Origin of the sequence: Staphylococcus sp. EZ-P03 (assembly GCF_003344575.1) — a bacterium.
GTDB lineage: Bacteria > Bacillota > Bacilli > Staphylococcales > Staphylococcaceae > Staphylococcus > Staphylococcus simulans_B.
Map to the genome: position 1 here is coordinate 141,169 of NZ_QPMO01000009.1, position 24,413 is coordinate 165,581.

At 36.5% G+C, this 24,413-nt stretch carries 22 protein-coding genes and 1 riboswitch; of the genes, 12 read left to right on the forward strand and 10 right to left on the reverse strand.

All coding sequences use genetic code 11. The features are described from left to right. The 9 genes from lysA to DVJ99_RS04940 form a co-directional block, all read right to left on the reverse strand. Positions 1-1,269 carry a diaminopimelate decarboxylase gene (gene lysA, locus DVJ99_RS04900; protein WP_114603374.1) on the reverse strand — a complete coding sequence of 423 codons (1,269 nt, stop codon included), beginning with the start codon at positions 1,267-1,269 and terminating at the stop codon, positions 1-3. A gap of 1 nt (position 1,270) precedes the next feature. Continuing rightward, positions 1,271-2,347, reverse strand: a complete 1,077-nt coding sequence (locus DVJ99_RS04905; protein WP_114603375.1) for an alanine racemase — start codon at positions 2,345-2,347, stop codon at positions 1,271-1,273. After that, complete coding sequence (locus DVJ99_RS04910; RefSeq protein ID WP_114603376.1) at positions 2,344-3,507, reverse strand: M20 metallopeptidase family protein; 1,164 nt, start codon at positions 3,505-3,507, stop codon at positions 2,344-2,346. The genes DVJ99_RS04905 and DVJ99_RS04910 overlap by 4 nt, the downstream gene beginning before the upstream one ends. A gap of 117 nt (positions 3,508-3,624) precedes the next feature. Further along, positions 3,625-4,344 (reverse strand): 2,3,4,5-tetrahydropyridine-2,6-dicarboxylate N-acetyltransferase, encoded by a 720-nt coding sequence (dapD, locus tag DVJ99_RS04915; RefSeq protein WP_105992817.1) that lies wholly within the window; start codon positions 4,342-4,344, stop codon positions 3,625-3,627. Between the two features lie 24 nt (positions 4,345-4,368). Further along, positions 4,369-5,097 (reverse strand): 4-hydroxy-tetrahydrodipicolinate reductase, encoded by a 729-nt coding sequence (gene dapB, locus DVJ99_RS04920; protein ID WP_114603377.1) that lies wholly within the window; start codon positions 5,095-5,097, stop codon positions 4,369-4,371. After that, on the reverse strand, positions 5,097-5,981 hold the full coding sequence (gene dapA, locus DVJ99_RS04925) for a 4-hydroxy-tetrahydrodipicolinate synthase (RefSeq protein WP_114603378.1): 885 nt from the start codon (positions 5,979-5,981) through the stop codon (positions 5,097-5,099). Before dapA ends, dapB begins: the two co-directional genes overlap by 1 nt. Before the next feature lies 1 nt (position 5,982). Further along, positions 5,983-6,972, reverse strand: a complete 990-nt coding sequence (locus tag DVJ99_RS04930; protein ID WP_114603379.1) for an aspartate-semialdehyde dehydrogenase — start codon at positions 6,970-6,972, stop codon at positions 5,983-5,985. Between the two features lie 82 nt (positions 6,973-7,054). Beyond that, entirely contained in the window at positions 7,055-8,257 is a 1,203-nt protein-coding gene (locus tag DVJ99_RS04935; RefSeq protein ID WP_105992821.1) for an aspartate kinase, read from the reverse strand. Between the two features lie 87 nt (positions 8,258-8,344). After that, a riboswitch (Lysine riboswitch) is annotated at positions 8,345-8,521 on the reverse strand. Positions 8,522-8,785: 264 nt separating this feature from the next. Continuing rightward, positions 8,786-10,387 carry an ABC-F family ATP-binding cassette domain-containing protein gene (locus DVJ99_RS04940; RefSeq protein ID WP_114603380.1) on the reverse strand — a complete coding sequence of 534 codons (1,602 nt, stop codon included), beginning with the start codon at positions 10,385-10,387 and terminating at the stop codon, positions 8,786-8,788. Positions 10,388-10,569: 182 nt separating this feature from the next. Here DVJ99_RS04940 and DVJ99_RS04945 point away from each other — a divergent pair, with 182 nt between their 5' ends. The 6 genes from DVJ99_RS04945 to phoU all read left to right on the forward strand — a co-directional run bounded on the left by DVJ99_RS04945 (position 10,570) and on the right by phoU (position 16,467). Continuing rightward, positions 10,570-11,478 (forward strand): CvfB family protein, encoded by a 909-nt coding sequence (locus DVJ99_RS04945; protein WP_105992822.1) that lies wholly within the window; start codon positions 10,570-10,572, stop codon positions 11,476-11,478. A gap of 419 nt (positions 11,479-11,897) precedes the next feature. After that, complete coding sequence (locus DVJ99_RS04950) at positions 11,898-12,845, forward strand: phosphate ABC transporter substrate-binding protein PstS family protein (RefSeq protein WP_114603381.1); 948 nt, start codon at positions 11,898-11,900, stop codon at positions 12,843-12,845. Between the two features lie 170 nt (positions 12,846-13,015). Beyond that, the gene (pstC, locus tag DVJ99_RS04955) at positions 13,016-13,942 is read left to right on the forward strand and encodes a phosphate ABC transporter permease subunit PstC (RefSeq protein WP_105992824.1); all 927 of its coding nucleotides are present in this window, start codon (positions 13,016-13,018) and stop codon (positions 13,940-13,942) included. A gap of 1 nt (position 13,943) precedes the next feature. Next, positions 13,944-14,876 carry a phosphate ABC transporter permease PstA gene (gene pstA, locus DVJ99_RS04960; protein ID WP_114603382.1) on the forward strand — a complete coding sequence of 311 codons (933 nt, stop codon included), beginning with the start codon at positions 13,944-13,946 and terminating at the stop codon, positions 14,874-14,876. Positions 14,877-14,926: 50 nt separating this feature from the next. Further along, a complete protein-coding gene (gene pstB / locus DVJ99_RS04965; RefSeq protein WP_240430810.1) occupies positions 14,927-15,820 on the forward strand; it encodes a phosphate ABC transporter ATP-binding protein PstB in 894 nt (297 codons plus the stop codon). Continuing rightward, entirely contained in the window at positions 15,820-16,467 is a 648-nt protein-coding gene (phoU, locus tag DVJ99_RS04970) for a phosphate signaling complex protein PhoU (protein WP_114603383.1), read from the forward strand. The genes pstB and phoU overlap by 1 nt, the downstream gene beginning before the upstream one ends. 89 nt (positions 16,468-16,556) lie before the next feature. Here the strand turns inward: phoU and pepF are convergent, their stop codons facing one another. Beyond that, positions 16,557-18,365, reverse strand: coding sequence for an oligoendopeptidase F (gene pepF / locus DVJ99_RS04975; RefSeq protein WP_114603384.1), 1,809 nt, complete (start codon positions 18,363-18,365; stop codon positions 16,557-16,559). Between the two features lie 181 nt (positions 18,366-18,546). Here pepF and DVJ99_RS04980 point away from each other — a divergent pair, with 181 nt between their 5' ends. The 6 genes from DVJ99_RS04980 (at position 18,547) to DVJ99_RS05005 (ending at position 23,849) form a co-directional block, all read left to right on the forward strand. Then, entirely contained in the window at positions 18,547-18,894 is a 348-nt protein-coding gene (locus DVJ99_RS04980; RefSeq protein ID WP_105992828.1) for a hypothetical protein, read from the forward strand. 206 nt (positions 18,895-19,100) lie between these two features. After that, positions 19,101-20,585 (forward strand): nickel ABC transporter substrate-binding protein, encoded by a 1,485-nt coding sequence (gene nikA / locus DVJ99_RS04985; RefSeq protein WP_114603385.1) that lies wholly within the window; start codon positions 19,101-19,103, stop codon positions 20,583-20,585. Continuing rightward, positions 20,585-21,571, forward strand: a complete 987-nt coding sequence (gene nikB / locus DVJ99_RS04990; RefSeq protein WP_481900532.1) for a nickel ABC transporter permease — start codon at positions 20,585-20,587, stop codon at positions 21,569-21,571. The genes nikA and nikB overlap by 1 nt, the downstream gene beginning before the upstream one ends. Continuing rightward, the gene (gene nikC / locus DVJ99_RS04995; RefSeq protein ID WP_114603387.1) at positions 21,568-22,383 is read left to right on the forward strand and encodes a nickel transporter permease; all 816 of its coding nucleotides are present in this window, start codon (positions 21,568-21,570) and stop codon (positions 22,381-22,383) included. Before nikB ends, nikC begins: the two co-directional genes overlap by 4 nt. Then, positions 22,376-23,167, forward strand: coding sequence for an ATP-binding cassette domain-containing protein (locus DVJ99_RS05000; RefSeq protein WP_114603388.1), 792 nt, complete (start codon positions 22,376-22,378; stop codon positions 23,165-23,167). Before nikC ends, DVJ99_RS05000 begins: the two co-directional genes overlap by 8 nt. Beyond that, complete coding sequence (locus tag DVJ99_RS05005; protein ID WP_114603389.1) at positions 23,154-23,849, forward strand: ABC transporter ATP-binding protein; 696 nt, start codon at positions 23,154-23,156, stop codon at positions 23,847-23,849. The genes DVJ99_RS05000 and DVJ99_RS05005 overlap by 14 nt, the downstream gene beginning before the upstream one ends. Positions 23,850-24,413 lie beyond the last annotated feature (564 nt).

Genomic DNA, 24,413 nt, shown 5'->3' on the forward strand with positions numbered 1-24,413 from the left:
TTATTTAACTTTTGTGTCATTAATGATTAATTGACGTAATGATTGACGTTTGATAACTTCTCTTGCTTTACCATCTTTAATAAAGAATACAGAAGGTTTCTGCATTTGGTTATAATTAGATGACATTGAGTAGTGATAAGCACCTGTAGATAAAATCGCCAAATAATCTCCACGATGTACTGATTCAGGAAGTTTGATATCACGTGCAATGATATCGCCAGATTCACATAATTTACCTGAAATCGTTACAGTATCGTTAGCTTCTTCCTCGCGGTTCACAAGTAAAGCTTCGTATTTAGCACCATATAGAGCTGTACGAATATGATCACTCATACCGCCGTCAATTGATACATATTTATTAACACCAGGAATTTCTTTGATTGTTCCGACTTCGTAAAGTGTTACACCTGCTTCTCCCACAATTGAGCGTCCCGGCTCAATACCGATAGTTGGCAGTGGGTAATCCGCTTCTTTCGCAATATCTTTCAGCGCATCTGTAATTGATTTAATGCCTGATTCAATAGGGAAGCTGACATCTCCTTCAACATAACGTATACCGAAGCCGCCGCCGATATTTAATAGGTCTACTTCTAAATTCAAACCTTTTAACCAGTTAATTACAATTTTAGCTGTTTCAATCATTGCTTCCGTACCTTCAATTTGAGATCCGATATGGAAGTGGATACCTTTAAGATTCAATTTTGAACTTGCTTGAATCTTTTCAATCGCTTGATCCGCAAGACCGTATCTGATTGATAAACCAAATTTACTGTCTTCTTGACCTGTTTGAATAAATTCATGTGTATGTGCTTCAACACCTGGGTTAACACGTAAAACAACATCTACAGAATCAGATGCATATTTTTGAATTAATTCGATTTCATCTAAAGAATCAATCACGAAATAACCGATTTTGCTCTCTAACGCATATTGAATTTCATGTTTTGTTTTATTGTTCCCATGGAAGTGGATGTTTGCTGGGTCATAGCCCGCTTCTAAAGCCGTATATAGTTCTCCTTCAGATACGACGTCTAAACTTAAACCTTCTTCTTGAACAAGTTTTACCATTTGAAGGCAAGTGAATGCTTTTGAAGCATAAGAGATATTATAATCAATTCCGCTTTCTTCAAATGCATTTTTATATCTGCGCATTTGATTGCGGATTTGGTCTTCATCATAAACAATGGTAGGTGTCCCAAAGCTTTGCGCAATCATTTCCAAGCTTGTTCCGCCCATCGTTAATTTACCGTTTTTATATTCTACAACCATCTTATCTGATCTCCTTTATCAAAGAATCATGGTTCAGCGCACTCAGCTGTTCAGAGTTCGCGCCTACACCTTTAAACGTATATTCATCGATACGCATATCTTCATTATATAGTATCACTTCATCTTGTGCAGTAACGTTGTCGTCAACCGCAACAAACATATGACTCATCATTAATGCTTTAATAGGGTAGCGTTTATTATTGATGATTGCTTCATGTTTGGCTCTTGTTCTTAGTACACCATCACCGTAACCCATATCCACAACTGCAAGTTTAGTATGGTCTTGTTCAACTTCATAAGCAAAACTATAGCCGCAATATTCACCTTTATTGACATCTCTAACTTGAATCACGTTGCCTTTAACCGTTAAAGCTTGTGTAATATCTGATTCAGATAAACTGCTGTAAGGTCTTGAACCATAGAGTGCAATACCGACACGCGCATGAGTATGATGTTCCAATAAGGTTTGGCCTTCACGATAATAAGCAGCGCTGTTTTGTGCATGGATTAAATCAAAGTGAAAACCTTCAGATAACAATGCATCTACTACATTGACCCATGCTTCTTTTTCTATGTTGTATTCCGGCACATCGAATTCGTCCGCATAACCGAAGTGAGTCCATAGGCCGCTGATAATCATTTTGTCATTGCTGTTATTTGCCGCATGATCTTTCAACACTTCTTTTATTTCATCTAATGTTTTAAGACCTGATCGATGCAATAGATTTTCAAATTCCAGATGCACATGAATCCCAGTTAAATCGCGCTTATGTTCGTAATAATAGGATAAAGAGGGAAGTGTCATATGGATTTTATTGTCGCGTACTGTATCAAAATCATAGACTGCATTCATTAAGAATATAGTCGCTTCAGGTGCTATTTTTCTAATACGTACAGCTTCCGCAAGTGAAGTGGTACTGAAAGTATTAATTCCGACTTCTAAAAAAGCATTCACTGAAAATTCCAAACCATAGTTATACGCATTATTTTTCACTACGGCCATTAAATTATGATTATTTTTGACACGTTTTGCGTTGTCTATAAATTTTTGACGATTGACTGACCAAATCGCTGTCATGAAGTGACCTCCTTGTTATATTGGAATAATAGATTTTCATAGTAATCTGCAATTCTGATTAATTGTCCTTCATCAAAGTTAAGTTTTGGTGTATGAAGACCATGTACCCAATCTTTGGCTTCATTTCTAATTCCTACAAATGCAAAATAACTTGGCGCAATTTGGCTGTAGAAGCTGAAGTCTTCACCGAATAAATAAGGTTTATCCATTTCAACCACATTAAAGTCTGCTGCTTTAAGTGCACGAACTACACCATCATGCAAGCTAGGGTCATTATAAGTAGGGGGATAACCTTCCTCGAATTTCACTTCGCAGTTAACACCGAATAATAATTGGACACTTTGTGCAATTTTAGTCATTTGATCCTTAACTGCTTGCAAATCATTGGTATCATAAGTACGGATTGTACCTTCTAAATAACCATTGCTTGGTACAGTATTAATGGCTTCGCCAGCATTAAATCTTCCCATATGCACAATATTGCGTTGCAAACCGTTTAAATGATATTGCTGAATTTGACCGACTTGATTTAATACATGTGTTAAAGCTTCTCCGCATGATTTGCCTTGTTCTTTATTCGCTACATGACTGGATTGTCCTTTTAAGAAGAAACGATACTCTGTTGCACTTGCTGTAATTTCTTCATTCAAAATTGTCACAGTACCTTCATCATTGAAAGGCATCACATGAATACCGAATACCGCTTCAATCGGATAATTATCAAACGCACCGGCTTTGATTAATCGATTGGCACCGGCACCTGTTTCTTCAGCTGGTTGGAAAATAAAGACAACATTTTGCGGTAATTTGCCTTCATCATATAAAGCTTTGCAGCGTCTTACAAACAACATTAGGGCAGTAGTATGTCCATCATGGCCGCACGCATGCATAACATTTGCATTACTGCTTTTGAATGCAACTTCATTTTCCTCTTGGATCGGCAAGGCATCAATATCTGCTCTGAAAGCAACCGTATGATCACCGTTGCCTTGAAGGTAAGCAATTACACCTGTTTCTAATGGTCTTTCATAAGGAACACCGATAGACTCTAAAAAAGCAATAAGGTGTGCAGTTGTTTCATGTTCTTCTAAACTTAGTTCTGGGTTTTGATGCAAATGGCGACGATGTTCAGTTACAAATTCTAATTCACTTTGTGTCATAATATCATTCCTTTTTAATACTCATAATATGTATAAAAGGCGTATGTGATGCTTTGACGAACGCACACAATACGCCTTTTAAAATTCATTTTCTCTTATATTTTGCGCTTGTCCGAATTAGTCATTTAATTTACGTAAAGCTGATACGATTTCGCGTTTTGAATCTTCAACTTCAGATGTTTGTTTAATGACTTTGGCAGGTGTACCTGCTACAACTGCGCCTGCTGGTACATCTTGCGTTACAATTGCGCCAGCCGCAACAATTGCACCTTCACCAACACGTACGCCTTCTAAAATTACGGCATTTGCACCGATTAATACATTATCTTCGATAACAACAGGGGATGCACTTGGAGGTTCGATTACACCAGCAAGTACTGCACCTGCACCTACGTGTACATTTTTACCTGTTGTAGCTCTGCCGCCTAATGTTGCGTTCATGTCAATCATAGTACCTTCGCCGACAACTGCACCGATATTGATTGTTGCACCCATCATAACAACAGCGCCGTCTTCGATAATTGCTTGTTCACGGATGAATGCACCTGGTTCGATACGTGCATTTGTATTGCGTAAATCTTTTAATGGAATTGCTGAATTGCGGCGATCCATTTCAATTTCTACATCTTCAATGTAGTTTTTATTTTCTTCATAGAATTTATCCCAATCGTCAGCTTCACAGAAAATCACTTTTGAATTTTCGCTGCCGAATACTTTGAATGATTCAGGGTAGCTCACTTGTCCTAAAGCACCGTTAATATATACTTTTAGTGGTGTTGATTTCTTCGCATCACTAATATATTGAATAATTTCTTCTGCCGTTAAATCTTTTGCCATTACTGGTTCATCTCCTCTGTTTAATTAATTATTTAAATTGTCAAATGTATAATACCCATTTGATTTTGTAACCAATCGTTCTGCTGCTTTAATAGCACCGTTCGCAAAGATATCTTTAGATTGCGCACGGTGAGTTAATTCGATGGTTTCGTCGACACCTGCAAATAATACTTCATGTTCCCCGACAATTGTACCGCCGCGGACTGCACTGATACCGATATCTTCCGGTTTTCTTCGTTCAGTCGTTTGTGAACGGTCATATACAGGATTGACGTCGTCTTTTACTTCTTTAATAACATCTAATAATTTAATCAATGTACCGCTTGGTGCATCTACTTTTTTATTATGATGTGCTTCAATTAATTCAATATCATAGCCTTGTAATAAAGGTACGGCTAATTCTAATAATTTCGTCATCACATGAATGCCGTAACTCATATTCGCACTGAAGAATACCGGCATATTTTCACTAAGTTCTTTTAATTTCGCAATGATTTTTTCTTTTTCTCCTGTTGTCGCAACAACAACCGGTAATTTGAAATCTTGATCTAATAACGGTAATAATAATTCCGGATTAGAAAAGTCGATTGCGACTTCAGCGTCTTTTGCTTCGCTGATTTGATTGAAAGCAGGGTAGGGATAATTGCTGTCTGGATCAGGAACAATAATCCCTGTAATTTCATGACCTTGCTCTTCAGCTAATCTAGCTACACGTTGGTTCATTGCACCATATCCGATTAATAAAATTTTCATTAAAGTTCACCCGCTTTATATTTGGCATAAGCTGTTTCAAGTTGTTTGCGATCAGATTCTTCAAGCGTCACTAATGGCAAACGCACTTCATATTTACCGAAACCTTCAACCGCAGTCAATGCTTTGATTGGAATAGGGTTGACATCTACTGACAATGCATTTAATAAACGGCTAATCGGTTCAAAGTCTTTGTCGATTGCTTCGCCGCGTTTAGCTTTTTCATATAAAGCTTGGAAATCGCCTGGAATCACATTCGCAACTACAGAAATGACACCATGACCGCCTTCTGCATAATAACGCACTACGTTATCATCGTTACCGCTGTAAAGTGTGAACTCTGATAAATCTAAACGTTCTTTTAATGCACGGTGATAGTCGAAATCATTTGTCGCATCTTTTAGTGCTACAATGTATGGGTTTTTCGCAAGTTCAACCATTGTTTCGACTTCAATTGTCATATTCGTTCTTGATGGTACATTATATAAGACAACCGGTAGTTCTACTGCATTTGCAATAGTAGTGAAATGTGCAATTAAGCCGCGTTGGCTTGTTTTATTATAGTAAGGTGTGATTAACATGATACCGTCTGCACCTAATTCTTTTGCACGTAATGATGCATCTAAAGATTTTTGTGTAGAGTTTGTACCTGTCCCAGCAATAATTGCTGCTTTGCCATCAACTTGTTTGATTACAGCTTTCAATACTTGTTCTTTTTCATCTTGTGTTAATGTAGGGTTCTCTGCAGTGGTACCATTTACCACGATAGCTTGGATATTGTTGTCTAATAAATATTGTACATGTTGTTCTAATGCTTCATAATCCACTTCGTTATCTGTGAATGGGGTAGTTAATGCTACTCCGACTCCTTCAAATAAACGACTCATATTAAGAAACTCCTTTCATTGATAAAACTTGTTCTAGAATTTGTACTGTGTTTAATGCTGCACCTTTAAGCAAGTTATCTGATGTAACCCAAATATGGAATGTGTTATCTAATGAATCATCTTGACGGATACGTCCGACAAACACTTCATCTTTACCAGTTGAATTGATTGCTAAAGGATATTCATTGTTTTCCGGATTATCGATAAGTACGACACGATCATCATTATCGAATAATTCTTGGATTTCTTTTACTGTCGCTGGTTTATCTAAAGTAACGTCCATTTCAACACTGTGGCTGTCTAATACAGGTACACGTACACAAGTTGCTGTTACTTTTAAATCAGGCAAGTTTAAAATTTTACGTGTTTCATCAATCATTTTTTGTTCTTCTTTTGTATAACCATTTTCTAAGAACACATCGATATGCGGTAATACGTTGTTATAAATAGGGTGAGGATAAGTTTTTGGTGCTTCTCCTTTTTCACCGTTCAACAAGTCATCTTTACCTGCATAACCTGAACCTGATACTGCTTGATATGTTGTATAAGCAACACGTTTTAAACCGAATTTGTCTTGTAATGGTTTTAAAGGTACGACAGATTGGATTGTTGAGCAGTTCGGGTTAGCGATGATGCCTCTAGTGAATTTAGGTGCGTTCACTTCAGGTACAACTAAATCTACATCATCATGCATTCTCCATTGGCTTGAGTTATCGATAACGATAGCGCCTGCCTCTTCGAAAATAGGGGAGAAGTGTTCGCTTGTTGCGCCGCCGGCACTCATTAATACATAATCATAATGTTCTTTTGCCGCTTCTTCTGTTAACTCTTGAACAGTATATGTTTTGCCTTGGAACTCGATTTCTTTACCAGCAGATCTTGCTGAAGAAAATAATACAAGTTCATCAAATGGAATATTTTTACGGTCAACTGTTTCTAACATTTTACTACCAACTAATCCTGTTGCTCCTGCGATTGCTAATTTTGTCATATTTAATTCACTCCATATTATTATTTAAGGAAGGCTCTGTTAATCCTTCTCGTACTTCTGATTCTAGATGCGATCGAATTGATTAAATATCAAATGTTTCATAAAGTTCTTTAACAGCACGTTCTCCATTTTCAGCATCAATAACATATGAAATACTGATTTCAGATGTTGTCGTCTGATAAAATGGAATCTTTGCATTAATCAAACTGATGAAAGCTTTAGATGCAACGCCAGATATATCTCTCATTCCTGACCCAATCAATGAAATTTTAGCGTAAGCATCATTTAATTTGAAGTCTAAAGCTTGGTAACTTTCTGACAATTTATCAAAAATACTTTGGATTTGCGTTAAATCTGTATCTTTAATTGTGAATGAAAGCTGCAAGCCTTCAACATTTACAATTTGCGAAATCATATCAACGTTGACTTGACCCACTTCTAATTCTGTAAACAAGTCCGTTAATAGTTGATTGTCTGATAGGGGATAGCTGATAGTGACATGCATCATGTTTCTATCCAACGCTACACCTGTAACTGCTTTTTTCTCTAATAATTCTGTTTGTGACATAATCCACGTTCCTTCCACATTTGATAAAGTTCTTCCTAAATACAATGGAATGTTGTAATTATTGGCTAATTCCACACTTCGTGTTTCTAAAACCCCAGCACCAAGTGCACTCATTTCCATCATTTCTTCGTAAGAAACAAAGCTTAACCGCTTAGCATCTTTATAAATTCGAGGGTCGGTAGCATACACACCGTCTACATCTGTATAAATTTCACACGGTGTATCATTCGCTGCAGCAAGCGCAACAGCTGTTGTATCAGATCCGCCTCTGCCTAAAGTTGTCAGTTCGAATTCATCATTGATGCCTTGGAATCCTGCTACAACTAAAACATCATTCGTTTCAAATGCCTTATCAAAAGTCTCTGGATTGATTTCTGCAATCTTACTTTTCAGATGATGTCCAACTGTTTTAATTCCGGCTTGATAACCTGTCATCGCTCTGGCATTCACCCCAATATCATTGAGTACCATAGACAAATAGGAAACCGTTTGCTGTTCACCAGTAGTTAATAAGAGGGCGAGCTCTTGTTGTTTCGGTGCACTGGTAAGCGCAGCTACATTTTCCATTAATTGGTCAGTTGTTTTTCCCATTGCACTGACCACGACAATTAATTGTTCGTCATTATTTATTCTTTCTTTCAGCATTTCAGCAATATTTTTAATTTTCGTAAAATCACTGACAGACGAACCGCCGAATTTTAAAACACTTCTCTTCATTCTATACTTATCCTCCTCAATTATCGGGGGAGAATCACATATATAAAAAAAGCAAGTCCGGAATGCGAACTTGCTTGATAATTTATATACAAGTGATGCACTCCATTATTTGATAATAATGACAGACCCTTAGCTCTTAACCTGAAAGTCCAACAATCATAACTCTGCATTTATGATTATTTCGGCATCTCACCCTTTCATTGCCAACTGCGACAGACAGTCTTTAAAGCAATTACTGATGATTGATGCGCCTCATCAAAAAACTATTCAATTAATTAGTATGTATCACATTATACATAGTTCCAATAGGGATGTAAACCAGAAATTTAAGATTTTTGGAAATTTACAGAAAAAAACCTAAATTCTGAACTTATTTACTAATTAAGAGTAATTTATACCTTGATACTTTCATTGTCTGTTATCAAATCAACTGTTATACAGTATAAATAGACAGTTCTATCTGCTTTAAACATAAAAAGGGGAGTTAAAGCTATACTTTAACTCCCAAAATTAAATTTAAATTGAAATTTAGTTTAATACACCAGTTTCTTTCAAGTATTCTTCATAACTGATTTCTTTAGAAACAGCGCCTTTTGGATTTAAGTCGATTACACAATTTGCGATTGTGTTGATAAACTCAAAGTCATGAGATGTGAAGATAATTGAACCTTTAAATGATTTCAATCCATCATTGACTGCTGTAATACTTTCTAAGTCTAAGTGGTTTGTCGGCTCATCCATTAACAATACGTTAGCACTTGAAAGCATCATTTTACTTAACATACAGCGTACTTTCTCTCCACCTGAAAGCACATTTGCTTTTTTCTTAACTTCTTCGCCGCTGAATAACATGCGGCCTAAGAAACCGCGTAAGAATGTTTCAGTCTGCTCATCTTCAGGTGCATATTGACGCAGCCAATCTACTAATGACAGATTTACACCTTCGAAGTATTCAGAGTTGTCTTTAGGGAAGTAAGTTTGAGATGTTGTCACACCCCATTTAACTGTACCTTCATCTGGTTCCATTTCGCCAGCTAAAATTTTCAGCAATGTTGTTTTCGCAATTTCGCTGTCGCCGACAAGTACTGCTTTATCATTAGGATTCATAGTGAATGAAATATTATCTAATACTTTTTCACCATCAATTGTTTTTGATACATTTTCAACGAATAATAAATCATTACCGATTTCGCGTTCTGGCGTGAACTTAACGAATGGGTAACGACGTGATGATGGTTGAATATCATCTAACTCGATTTTTTCTAATTGTTTCTTACGGCTTGTCGCTTGTTTAGATTTAGAAGCGTTGGCAGAGAAACGTGCAATGAAGTCTTGCAGTTCTTTGATTTTTTCTTCTTTTTTCTTGTTTTGTTCTTGCGCCATTTTTTGAGCAAGCTGACTTGATTGATACCAGAAGTCGTAGTTTCCGACATAAACTTTGATTTTGCCGAAGTCTAAGTCAGCAATATGTGTACACACATTATTTAGGAAGTGACGGTCGTGAGAAACAACGATAACTGTATTTTCAAAGTTGATTAAGAAGTCTTCTAACCAGCTGATTGCCGGAATGTCTAAACCGTTGGTAGGCTCATCGAGTAATAACACATCCGGGTCGCCGAATAAACTTTGTGCAAGCAAAACTTTAATTTTTTGATTGTTTTCTAACTCAGACATCTTTTTGTCATGCAAGTCTGCTGGAATACCTAAACCTGAAAGCAGGGTAGCTGCATCTGCTTCAGCATTCCAACCGTTCATTTCTGCGAATTCGCCTTCGAGTTCTGCTGCGCGAATACCATCTTCATCACTGAAGTCTGGTTTCATATAAATTTCGTCTTTTTCTTTCATCACTTCGAATAAACGCTCGTGACCTTTAATAACTACATCTAATACGCGTTCATCTTCATAAGCGAAGTGATCTTGTTTTAAGATCGCAAGTCTTTCATTTTTACCCATTGAAACATGGCCAGTTTGTGAATCTAATTCACCAGATAGAATTTTTAAGAAAGTAGATTTACCTGCACCGTTTGCACCAATCAAACCATAGCAATTACCTTCTGTAAATTTGATATTTACATCTTCAAACAATTTACGATCGCCAAATCGCAAACTTACATCAGTAACTTGTAACATGAATTTCCTCCATTAATAGATATTTCTAACGCATGAATTATACCACATTAACGCTTTCCTTTCGATATAAGGCGTTTATTTACTCATTTTCTTCTATTATACAAGGAATCTATAGAACTTCTGTCTATACAAAAGGCTGGCATGTTATAATGTTTCTAATACAGAAAGTGGAAGGAGTTATTATGGCTTTAAAAGATAACGATATTATTGGATCAATTGAATTTCTCAAAGTAGCAGGTTTGAACGGTTCAACTTACCAATTAGAAGGCCCGAATGGCGAAGAAGTAAAACTGAATCAATCAGAAGTAAATGAAGAAGATGAATTAGAAATAGGTGAAGAATACAGTTTCTTCATTTATCCTAACCGTTCCGGCGATTTATTTGCGACACAAAACATGCCGGATATCACAACTACAAAATATGACTATGTCAAAGTATTAAAAACAGACCGCGACGGCGCAAAGGTAGACGCAGGATTGCCTAGAGAAGTATTAATTCCTTGGGAAGACCTTCCAAAAGTAAAATCACTATGGCCGCAAAACGGCGACTATGTTTTAGCAACACTAAGAATCGACAGCGAAAAGCAAATGTTTGCTCGACTTGCATCAGAAACTATCGTCAGCCAAATGTATACACCGATTCATGATGACTCAATGCAAAACCAAATGGTAGAAGCAAGACCGTACCGTGTATTAAAAATAGGAAGTTTCTTACTTTCTAAAGACGGATACAAAATTTTCGTGCACGAAAGCGAAAGAAAAGCAGAACCGAGATTAGGAGAAGCTGTTGAAGTTCGAATCATCGGACACAATGAAAAAGGCGAATTGAACGGATCATTCTTGCCTTTTGCGCATGAACGTTTAGATGACGATGGCCAGGTCATCTTTGACTTATTAGTAGAATATGATGGCGAGCTGCCGTTTTGGGATAAATCCAGCCCTGAAGCTATCAAAGAAGTTTTCAATATGAGCAAAGGTGCATTCAAACGTGCTATCGGTCATTTATATAAGAAGAAAATCATTGATATTGAAACAGGCAAAATCAGCTTAACGAAAAAAGGCGAAGCAATTGCCCAATCAGAAGAACAATAAAATATGTAAGATGTTAAAAACTAGGGTAGTCGTATCCTAGTTTTTTCTTTTTTGTTGTAATACCCCTGTAAAAAAAGCCCTCAAAATCATATCTTCTGCGATATAAATGGATCTTATCAAGATAATTTCAAAGAAAGCTCAAATTTATTCGAAAAAATTTTCGTGAAATTCACGTTGAGTATTTATGAAAGTAATATTAACGAAATATTAAAACGTTGTTGTGACAAGGTTTATAAGCCATTTGTTAACTTTGTAAAGATTGTAAATTTAAAGTTCGTTCGCATTAATGATTTATTTACAATTCCTCTATTTGTAATTAACAATCCATATGTAATATAGGTGTTGAAAGTAATTACATACAGCTTGAGCACACATAACTCTTAACGCTCAAATGTTTATTTTTAGGAGGATTTCTTATCATGAAAAAATGGCAAGTTTTAGGTACTACAGTAATTGGAGCTTCATTATTATTAGGCGCATGTGGCAACGGTGGTAACGGCGGAAGCAGCGACGGTGGCGGAAGCAAGGACAAAGAAGTAAAAGGCGAAGTGAAAGGCGACGGTTCTTCAACTGTAGGACCAATTATTGAAATTTTAAATGAGAAATTTGCTCAAAAATATCCGAACGTTACAGTTTCATCAAGTACTTCTGGTACTGGCGGCGGTTTTGAAAAATTCATCGCTGGCGAAACTGATTTCTCAAATGCATCTAGACCAATCAAACCTGAAGAGAAAAAGAAATTAGAAGAGAAAAGCATCAAGTACACAGAATGGAAAATTGCTAAAGACGGCGTAACAATCGCAGTTAACAAAGACAACGACTTCGTTAAAGAATTAACTGTAGATGAATTGAAAAAAATCTATTCTGGTCAAGCTAAAACTTGGAAAGATGTAAACCCTAAATTCCCTGCAAAAGAAATCAAAGCATTCTCACCAAACCAATCACATGGTACTTACGATTTCTTCAGTGAAGAAGTTATGAACAAACAAGATATCAAAGCTGAGAAAAATGCTGATACTAACGTAATCGTACAATCAGTTAAAAACAATAAAAACGGTGTTGGTTACTTCGGTTACAACTTCTACGAACAAAACAAAGACTCATTAAAAGAAGTTAAAATCAAAGGTAAAGACGGTAAATCAATCGAGCCGACTAAGAAAACTATCCAAGATGGATCTTACGCTCTAAGCCGTGACTTATACATCTACACTAGCGATAAAAAATTAAAAGACAACAAAGCATTCAGCACATTCATTAAATTCGTATTAGAAGATAAAGGTAAATCAGCAGAAAAAGCTGGTTACGTAGCATTACCTGAAAAAACTTATGATGAGCAACTTAAAAAATTAGAAGAATCAACTAAATAATTCACAGCACTACTCAAGTTGAACATCAATAAGCAGTAAGATTTTATATCTTACACTCAATATGCACTTGTCCACCCGAGCTGTGTCTCGGGTGTACTTGTTTAAAAATAATGATACACAATTTAATTTAGAATAACTTATTATTTTTCCAAGGGAAGGAAGAAAGGATTATGAAATCTCAACAAAATGTGAGAGAGATGATTGCCAACAACCAAAGAAAGAAAAAAGGCTTCAGTGATAAATTCGTTCCTATTATTTTAGCGATTATCGCAGTCATATCGATTTTAACAACGATTGGTATTCTCTTCACTCTATTAACAGAAACAATTACATTTTTCACACGTGTTTCAATCACAGAATTCTTATTCACTAAAGAATGGAACCCATTCTCAAGCAGTCCTAAATATGGTATTTGGGCATTAATCTTAGGTACTTTGAAAGTTACAGTAATTGCGACATTATTTGCAGTACCGATCGGATTAGGCGCAGCAATTTACCTTAGCGAATATGCAACAGACAGAATGCGTAAAATCATTAAACCAGTTCTTGAAATTTTAGCAGGGATTCCGACAATCGTATTCGGTTTCTTCGCATTAACTTTCGTAACACCATTGTTACGTTCGATTTTCCCAGAACTCGGAAGCTTCAACTCAATTTCACCAGGACTTGTAGTAGGGGTTATGATTATCCCGTTAATCACAAGTTTAAGTGAAGATGCAATGGCTTCTGTACCAAACAAAATCCGTGAAGGTGCGTTAGGTTTAGGTGCAACAAAATTTGAAGTGTCAACTAAAGTCGTATTACCAGCAGCTATCTCTGGTATTGTTGCTTCAATCGTATTAGCGATTTCAAGAGCAATCGGTGAAACAATGATCGTATCTTTAGCAGCAGGTTCTACACCAGACTCAACATTTAAATTAACTGGTTCAATCCAAACAATGACAGGTTATATCGTACAAGTAGCAACAGGTGATGCTACGTTCGGTTCTGATATTTATTACAGTATTTATGCAGTAGGGTTCACACTCTTCCTCTTCACACTAGTAATGAATTTAATCTCTCAATGGATTTCAAAACGTTTCAGAGAGGAGTATTAAGATGGCGAGTACAACAACTACAAATAGCACAGGAAATAGCAGAGCGCTTGTCAATCAACAACAAGTTGAAAAGAAACTATCATCTCGTTTAACTACAAACAAAGTACTGAAATGGGCATTCTTTGCTTGTACACTTATCGGATTAGTCGTGCTAGCAGCCTTATTAGTCAACACTTTATATAAAGGTTTACCATACTTGACACCGACATTCTTTACGAACTTCTCATCTTCAATGCCATCAATGGCAGGTATTAAAGGTGCATTAGTCGGAACTTTATGGTTAATGATTACTATCATTCCTATCTCAATTGTTTTAGGTGTAGGTACAGCAATTTATCTTGAAGAGTATGCGAAAGACAATGCTTTCACAAGCTTTGTGAAAATCAGTATTTCAAACTTAGCAGGTGTACCTTCAGTCGTATTCGGTTTATTAGGTCTTACAATCTTCGTACGTGGTATGGGCATCGACGCTTTATCATTAGGCAAATCAGTTTTAGCAGCAGCTTTGACAATGTCATTACTGATCTTGCCGGTTATTATCGTATCAAGCCAAGAGGCGATTCGTGCAGTACCTAAATCAGTACGTGAAGCAAGTTATGGACTTGGCGGCAACAAATGGCAAACAATCTACAGAATTGTATTACCAGCTGCCTTACCTGGTATCTTAACAGGATTCATCTTATCTCTTTCACGTGCATTAGGTGAAACAGCACCATTAATCTTAATCGGTATTCCAACAATCTTATTAAAATTACCAAGCGGCATTTTCGACCAATTCCAAGCAATGCCGATCCAAATTTACAACTGGGCAAAATTACCGCAAGAAGCATTCCAGCACGTTGCATCAGCAGGTATCATCGTATTACTTGTATTGCTTCTAGCAATGAACGGATTAGCTATCTTCTTAAGAAATAAATTCAGTAAGAAATATTAAGTCAACACTTAAAAAGCTCACGAATATTTTTAGCAAAGGAGTTTTGAAACATGGATAAAGTTCAAGACAAAAAACAAGGACAAGACAAGACAGAACTTAACAAAGAGTTGCAAGGACATGAAAATGACAACCACATCAGTGTCTCAGCAAATGTTAAGCCGCACGATTCAGGTATTGCTCAGCAATCTAAAGAAATCGTGTACTCTACACAAAATTTAGATTTATGGTATGGCGACAACCACGCATTAAAAAATATCAACTTAGATATTTTAGAAAACAATGTAACTGCAATTATCGGACCTTCAGGTTGCGGTAAATCAACTTACATTAAAACATTAAACAGAATGGTTGAACTTGTACCGGTTGTAAAAACTGCTGGTAAAATCCTTTACCGCGGCAACGACATTTTCAGCAGCAAACAATCTGTTGAAAAATTACGTACAAACGTAGGTATGGTGTTCCAACAACCGAACCCATTCCCTAAATCAATCTATGACAACATCACTTACGGACCGAAAATCCACGGAATCAAAGACAAAAAAATCTTAGATGAAATCGTAGAAAAATCATTACGCGGCGCAGCAATTTGGGATGAATTAAAAGACAGATTACACCAAAACGCATATGGTTTATCAGGTGGTCAGCAACAACGTGTATGTATCGCTAGATGTTTAGCTATTGAACCTGATGTTATCTTAATGGATGAACCAACATCAGCACTTGACCCGATCTCAACTTTAAAAGTTGAAGAATTAGTTCAAGAATTAAAAGAACAATACTCAATCATCATGGTAACGCATAACATGCAACAAGCAGCACGTATTTCAGACAAAACAGCATTCTTCTTAAATGGTTACGTTAATGAATATGATGATACTGACAAGCTCTTCTCTAATCCTTCTGACAAACAAACAGAAGACTATATCTCAGGACGTTTCGGTTAATGACTGTTATTCGTCAGCATTACGAAGAGCAGTTAAAAGACTTAATCCAAGATTTGCACAATCTTGGAGTTAAAGTCTACTACAGTATCGACAGTGCAGTGCAATCATTAAATAAAGATGATCGCAACTTCGCACGTCAAATCATTAAACGTGACTTAGATATTAACCAATTAGAAGATGAAATTAACGAAAAAGTAATTATGCTGATTACAAAACAACAACCTATTGCGACAGATTTAAGAATGATGATTGCAGCACTTAAAATTGCATCAGAATTCGAGCGTATCGGAGATAATGCAGCAAGCATTGCGAAGATCCGCAAACGTGTTAAAATTACCGACCATTACATTTTGACACGTCTGAAAACAATGGGGGACTTAGCTTTACTCATGTTAAAGGATTTAGATACGGCTTTTAAAAATAAAGACGTTACGCTTATCCTTGAAATCATCGAAAGAGATAAAGACATTGACGACCTTTATAAAGATATCGTCAATACGACTTATTTGATTGATAATGACCCATTCGTTGCTGGTCAAGCACATTTAGCAGCAAGACACTTAGAGCGTATGGGAGATCATATCGCAAATATCGCTGAAAATATTTATTACTATATTACAGGCGAAACTTACGAATCTTACGTCTAAAAATAAACAACTTTCAAATACAAACAGGGATACTGCTTACTCCGGCAGTATCCCTGTTCTTTTATGCTTATATTCTATTCAACAAAGTTCTATGCTTGTTCTATTTCTTTTGTTAATGATTCTAACTCATCTACTAGACTGCTGATATAACTGATTGTTTCACGCAGCGGCGCATCTGTAGTAATGTCGATGCCTGCTGTTTTCGCTAAATCAACCGGTGATAAACTTCCGCCTGCTTTAAGTGTATTCAACCAATCTTCAACTGCCGGCTGTCCTTCATTTTTAATACGTTGAGACATCACTGTACCGATAGTTAAACCAGCTGAATATGTGTAAGAATAAAGGCCCATGTAGTAATGCGGTTGACGCATCCAAGTTAATTCTGCACCTTCAGAAATTTCCACAGCATCTCCGAAGAAGTCTTGATAGACTTTGCGAGTAATTTCATTTAATACAGGTGCTGTTAATGATTCGCCTTGATCCACTAAACGGTAAACTTCTCTTTGATATGCGGCTTCTAATAAGTGTGTAACCATATTATGATAATACGTTCTGGATATGATAGAGCCGATTACCCAGCGTTTGAATTTCGGATCATCGCTGTTTTTAAAGAGATAATTCGACATTAGCATTTCATTTGTTGTAGAAGGTGCTTCTACAAAGTACATAGAAGCTTCTGACTCTAAGAAGTTTTGGTGTTGCTGCGCGAGATTAAAGTGGCCAGCATGTCCTAATTCATGTGCAAGCACAAAGGTTTCATTCATTTTGCCTGTCCATGAAATAAAGACATAACTATGAGAAGCAAATGGACTGGCACAATATGCGCCTGTTTCTTTGCCTTTATTTTGAGCAAAATCAATCCAGCGGTCTTCATAAGCTGCTTGTACCATTTTAAGATAATCGTCGCCTAAAATACCTAATGCATTATAAATATACTGCTTAGAATCTTCGATTGATATTTCAGGTTCAAAATCAGGGTCAATCGATACTTTCAAGTCTTCAAATTTCATATGGTCAAAGCCATGTACTTTTTGAAGTAATTTAGCATAGCGCTGCATTACCGGTGCCAAATCACTCATGATGACATCAATTTGACGGTCATACATTTCTCTTGTTACTTCTTGTTCTTCTAATAAATAATCAATAACTGAATCGTAACCTCTTAAGTCCGCTTCAATTTTCTCTTGCTGTACATGTGTATTATAAATTGCTGCTGTTGTATTTTGATATTTACGCAATGCATCGATGAAGTATTTAAAGCTTTTACGTCTGAATTTTGTATTCGGATTATCTTCATATTCATTTTCGAAAGTAGGGTAGTCCAACGGATAAGTTTGTCCATCTACTTCAAACGGTTCAAAATGAATATCCAGCATTTTAGTAATACCATACATATCATAAGCCGCACTGAATGTCGGTGATAATGAAGCAAGTGTCTTTTCAACTTCATAAGAGAGTTGATAAGGTTTGCGATGTTTTAATTTTGTAAGGTAATGCGGATAAGGTGTTTCTGCGATTAATGTATCGAGCTGTTCATCAGATAACGCTAAAATTTCTGATTCCACAAATGCAAGCTGACTTGCAATTTTACCGTATGAAGTGCTGAGTTTCGCACTGAGCTTTTGTCCATCAGTATCAGTAGTATCCACACTTAAACGCATTTCTGCATAATTGCCTAAACGATCGATTTGAACTAAAAGCTCCACAAATTCAGGCAAAGCTGCTTTCACTTGTTCAATTGAAGATAGCTGATTTTCGTAAGATTCATTAAATGATGCTGTTGCTTGTAAGACTTTGTCTAGTGTTTGATAGAATGCTTCGTCATTCTCAAACAGATCGGATAAATCCCATTTCTCTTGCTTAGGAACATCTTTTCTTAATGGTAATCCTTGGCTCATATAGAATTCCCCCTGCAAATAATATTTGATATAAGTTTATATAATAAAGTATACAACAAGCAAGATATGAACGCATCTGGTGCCCATTGTCTTTTAATTCACGTTCTTAACACTTTACTGTACAATAATAATAAGATAGACGATTGAATTCTCATTCGATTGAATTGAGAGGAGTTAGATTATGACGATTTTTGATATGCCGAACTTTCTATGGATAACGATTGCACTGGTACTCATCATTACTGCTTTCGGCGGATTAGCTTTAGGCAAATGGGTAGCACCTGCAGTCTTTACCTTTATTGTACTGGGCGTACTTGCATTCTTTATACCAAACTTTACTAAGATTACTTATCAGCCGTTATTAGGCTATGCTGCATTTATGGCCATTATCAGTTTGATTGAAAGTTTCTTGATTTGGTATTTCACACGCGATTTCAGACGCCGCAGATTAGAAAAACGCATGCAGAAGGAACTGCGCGAACAAGAAGAGAGAGATTCGCGATTTCATAGATTCCGCAGAAATAAATAACTAATTGTATCCTTTAACAAGTCTGGTTCATAACAGGCTTGTTTTATTTTATATTCTTATGATACAACAACTAACTTGCTTTCAAAATTATTGATGAAGTATTATAATTGAGCAGTAAATTAACATAGAGAGAGAAAGGAAGTGAACAGCATCTCAGTCAATAGCGCAAGTCTATTACATAACATGATTTCATCTGAGATGTCGCCATGAAAAAGTTATTTTCTTCACTAGCCGTAGGCGCACTGCTGCTCTCAGGATGCAGCAACAGCGGGGGACATTCCGCTTCGAATACGGATCAATTAAATGTAGAACTTCCATTAAAAACTACTACACTCGCACCTTATGATACTGATGTTCCAGTTACAGTAGGGGCAGCTGAAACCTTATTTAAAACTTCAGCTAAAGGGGAAATCCAACCGCTTTTAGTAAAATCATATGAACAACCCTCTGATGATACATTGAAGTTGACTTTAAAAGACAATATTAAATTCCAAAATGGACATAAACTGACAGGGGAAGCTGTCAAAAGCAGCTTAGAACAAGGCTTGAAAAAGAGTGAGCTGCTGAAAGCGACATTGCCGATAAAATCTATTCAAGCTAATGGGCAAGAAGTTACAATTCAAACAAAAGAAGCTTATCCAGAGCTTGTTTCAGAACTTGCAAGTCCATTTACAGCAATCTATGATACAAAAGCAGATACAGACATCAAACAAACACCTGTAGGTACAGGACCTTATGCCATCAAAGACTTTAAACGTACGCAGCAAATCAGCTTAAGTCAAAATAAAGATTATTGGCATGGCAAGCCGAAACTTAAACAAATCAAAGTCACATTCAATGAAGACGGCAGCGCACGTACCGACCATGTATTATCTGGCAGAACAGATTTAACAAAAGATGTGCCTACAGATAAAATCAAATCTGTGAAAAAATCGGATAAAGCGAAACTTGAAACCGCGTCCGGCTACAGAACGTCTTTATTACTTTATAACCATACGAGCAAGAAAATGACGAAAGACGTTCGAGCGGCACTTGATGCAGTGATTGACCGTAAACAAATCACTCAAAAGGTTGCACATAATTATGCCAAACCAGCAAAAGGACCATTCAATACCAACTTAGACTTCATTCAAGATCAATCTGTACCATCGCAAGATATTGAAAAGGCTAAAAAATTAATGGAAAAAGCAGGCTACTCTGATAAAAAACCATTAACCTTGCGTGTATCATCCTATTCAGGACGTCCAGAATTAACAAAAATCCTGCAAGTGATTCAATCTGATGCAAAACAAGCACATATCAATATCAAGATACAAAACGTAGATGATATAGAAGGCTTCTTGCAAAACAAAAAAGACTGGGATGCTTCGATGTATAGTTTCGGTACATACCCTCGAGGAGACAGCGGCTACTTCTTTAATATGGCCTACAAAAAAGACGGTGCTGTGAATAAAGGGGCTTACCACAACGCACAAGTAGATCAATTAATCGAACAGTTGAATCATACTGTAGATAAAAGTGAACGCGACCGTTTAACAAATGAGATCCTGAAAGTCTCTAAACAAGATATTCCGAATAGTTATATCACTTATAACGACCAAATCAGCGCTATGAATCAAAATGTCGAGCATGTGAAAGTTTCACCAGAAGACATCTATTTAATAGATGAAAAGGTGGATAAGCAAGAATGATAATTAAACAAATTCTATCTAGAATAGGACAAATGATCTTAGTATTGTTTGTCCTTTCTACTATTACGTTTATTTTGATGAAATTGTCGCCAGGCGATCCCGTGAATAAACTGCTGCATTTAGATGTTGCGAATGTCTCATCTGAGCAAATCGAACAAACTAAAGCACAACTCGGATTGAATCAGCCTTTACTTGTGCAATGGTGGACATGGTTTTCACATATCCTGCATCTAGACTTCGGCACAAGTATACAGACACAAGAACCTGTACTGAGTGAATTGATTTACTTTACACCGCCGACATTGGTAATCGCATTTGGGACGTTATTTATTACACTCGTACTGTCATTAACGTTAGGGACACTCGCTGCAGTATATTACCGTTCATGGATTGATCGTGTGATTCGAGTTGTAACTTCAGCGTTTGTCAGTATCCCATCATTTTTCTTAGGGATGTTGTTCATTTATGTATTCGCACAGAAACTTGAAATCCTTCCTGCGGCCGGTATTGATACACCTGCAGGTTATATCATGCCAATTATTGCATTAAGCATAGGAATGAGTGCTTATCACATAAGATTGATGCGTTCGACACTGATTGATTTATATAGAAGCAGAGAAGTAAAAGCTTCTCGTGCCAGGGGAATGTCTGAAAGCTATATTTTATTTAAAGATATTTTCAAACCTGCTTTAATCCCTGTTATTTCTATTATAGGGATGTCGATTGGCGGATTGATCGGCAGTTCGGTTCTTATTGAAAACCTTTTTGATATTCCCGGCATTGGTTACTTTTTAGTAGAAAGTATTCGTTCTAGAGACTATCCAGTTGTACAAGGTGCTGTATTGATGATAGGTGCTTTTGTTGTCATCGGTAATACGATAGCAGACATCATTATTTTATTCTTAGATCCGACACAACGATATCAGCATTTAAAACACAAGCCGTTATGGAAGAAGAAAGCAGAAGGGCGCGTGAAGCAATTATGAAATTAACGAAAAAGAACAGCATCTTTTATGTTTTTGGCGCCTATTTAATATTGCTTATCATCTTGCAGTTTACTGTTTCAACATCCCAAGCATTGACTGTACATTTAAATGAAGCGTTAGAAGGACCAAGTTTGAAGCACCTCTTAGGTACAGATGATTATGGCAGAGATTTATTCGCACGTCTTGTAATCGGTGCGCGCTATACATTGGCTATTACGTTACTTACAATTTGCATGATTGTACTTATCGGTGTCCCATTAGGTTTGATTGCCGGCTATCGCAAAGGCTGGATAGATACGATTATTATGCGCATCATCGATATTGGATTAGGTATACCTGACTTTGTATTAATGATCGCATTTGCCAGTTTCTTTAAACCAAGTATTTGGAATTTGGTTATAGCAATCACTATGATTAATTGGATGACTTATACACGTGTTACACGTGCAATTGTCAATACTGAGATGAATAAGAACTATATCAAATTGGCGCGTTATTTCCATACGCCTGGTTATATCATTATTTTCAAACACTTGTTACCGCAAGTTGTGCCTTCATTAATTGTCTTAATGATAGTAGATATCGGTAAAATCATTCTCTATATTTCATCTTTATCATTCTTAGGTTTAGGTGCACAACCGCCTTCACCAGAATGGGGTGCTATGTTAGCTGCAGGCAGAGATTTCTTTACGGAACACCCGATTATGTTATTAGCACCTGCTGCACTGATTTCAATTACTATCTTATTATTCAATTTGGCAGGTGATGCATTACGTGACAGAATAGCAGAAAGAAGGGATATTCATGGCTGAACCATTAATGGAAATTAAAAATTTGAATATCACCGATCATTCACAACACACATTGATTAATCATTTAAATCTTACTGTCAATGAAGGGCAAGTGAATGTGTTGATTGGAGAAAGCGGTTCGGGTAAAAGTTTGACCGCAAGTACATTAATCGGTCAAACTCCACCGAATCTGCATGTCAGTTATGATCAGTTTCTATTTAAAGGCGAACCTGTCACTGCATTTAAGCATTTATTAGGCCATAAAATCGGTTATATCTCACAAGATTACGCACACAGCTTTACACAACATACATTACTCGGTAAACAACTCGTCGCAATTTATCGCACGCATTATAAAGTTTCTAAACAAGAAGCACTCAGTCAAATCAAAAAAGCGCTGAGCTGGGTGAATTTAGAGCATACAGAAATACTGTCAAAATACCGTTTTATGTTATCTGGCGGACAGCTGGAACGTCTATATATTGCCAGTGTCTTAATGTTAGAACCAGATTTGATTATCGCTGATGAACCTGTGGCATCACTAGATGTGCTGAATGGACAACGTATTATGAAGTTGATTAAACATCTGGCAGAGGAACACGATACCACGTTACTGCTGATTACACATAACCTAACCCATGTCATACAGTATGCGGATACTATTAATGTAATAAGAAATGGTACGATTATTGAAAGCGGTGCTTTGAAGCATTTCAAAGAAGGGCAGACACATCCTTATACACAGCAACTATTAAATGCGAGAAGCCGCTTAGTCAGAAAGGATGATGTGCATGATAAAAATTAAGCATCTAAGTTTTGCGTATGATAAACAAAATGTCTTGCACAATATCAGTTTAAATATTCAAAAGGGCGAACTGATCGGAGTAATCGGTGAATCAGGTTCAGGAAAATCCACATTAATGAATTTAATCCTTGGCGATTTGCGGCCTGATCAAGGCGTCATTGATGTGAATACTGACCGTGTTTTACCGATTTTCCAGCAAGCTACACAAAGCTTTAACCCAAAGTTAACACTCGGAGCGTCATTGAAAGAACCTTTAAAATACTATGCACACGCTGAATCCTCCTTTGATGCGATTGTATTGCCGTTGATGAAACAATTAAATCTCGAACAAAGACTGTTAGAGCGTTATCCAGATCAAGTCAGCGGGGGACAATTACAACGTTTTAACGTCCTTAGAACAGTTATGTTGCAGCCAGACGTATTGATTTGCGATGAAATTACATCGAGCTTAGATGTAGTTGCTGAACAAAAACTCATTTCACAATTAAAAGCCATTCACCAGCAGCAGCAAACTACAATGGTGATTATTTCACATGATATCGCCATGCTGAATCAGATTGCCGATCGCATGATTGTATTGCAAAACGGTCACATCGTAGATGATTTCAATACACAAGATTTATTTGCGTCAACACGTCATGCATATACAAAAGAACTTATCCAAGCTTATGATGAAAACTAAGTCATAGATCACATATATCCGGTGGCAAAAGGCCATCCGGATATTTTATTTTAATATCTTGGATTATGTAAACTAAAATCTCAGATACTAATCTCTATATACAGCTTCTAATATTCAACTCAAATTATGCCTGTAATTAGTATCTTTAAACTTCATAATTGTAAATATGTCCGATATGTCCGAAATGAAATACATAAATACGTATTTTGGTTCAGAAGTCAGAACTTTAATTCCTAAAACTAAGTCACGTAACAAAGCTGCAGTATATGAATTACAAACCGCAGCAAGATTTGTACAAACATATATAAGAGAGTATAGGTAAAAGGCACTTCTTCTGCTCAATACATAACTTCCTATAATATATATTATGTAAACTAAAAGAACGAAAATAACAATTACATATAGCTACCTCGGTTTTAAGTCTATTTTCGACATCTGATATACATTACTGACTTGTAATGTTTTAGTTACCATTAGCGATTCATTTATATATTCACTTGAATTCTCAAATCTGATTCACAATTATCTCAGCAACCTCAATCGTTATAAACATGCTAATACTTA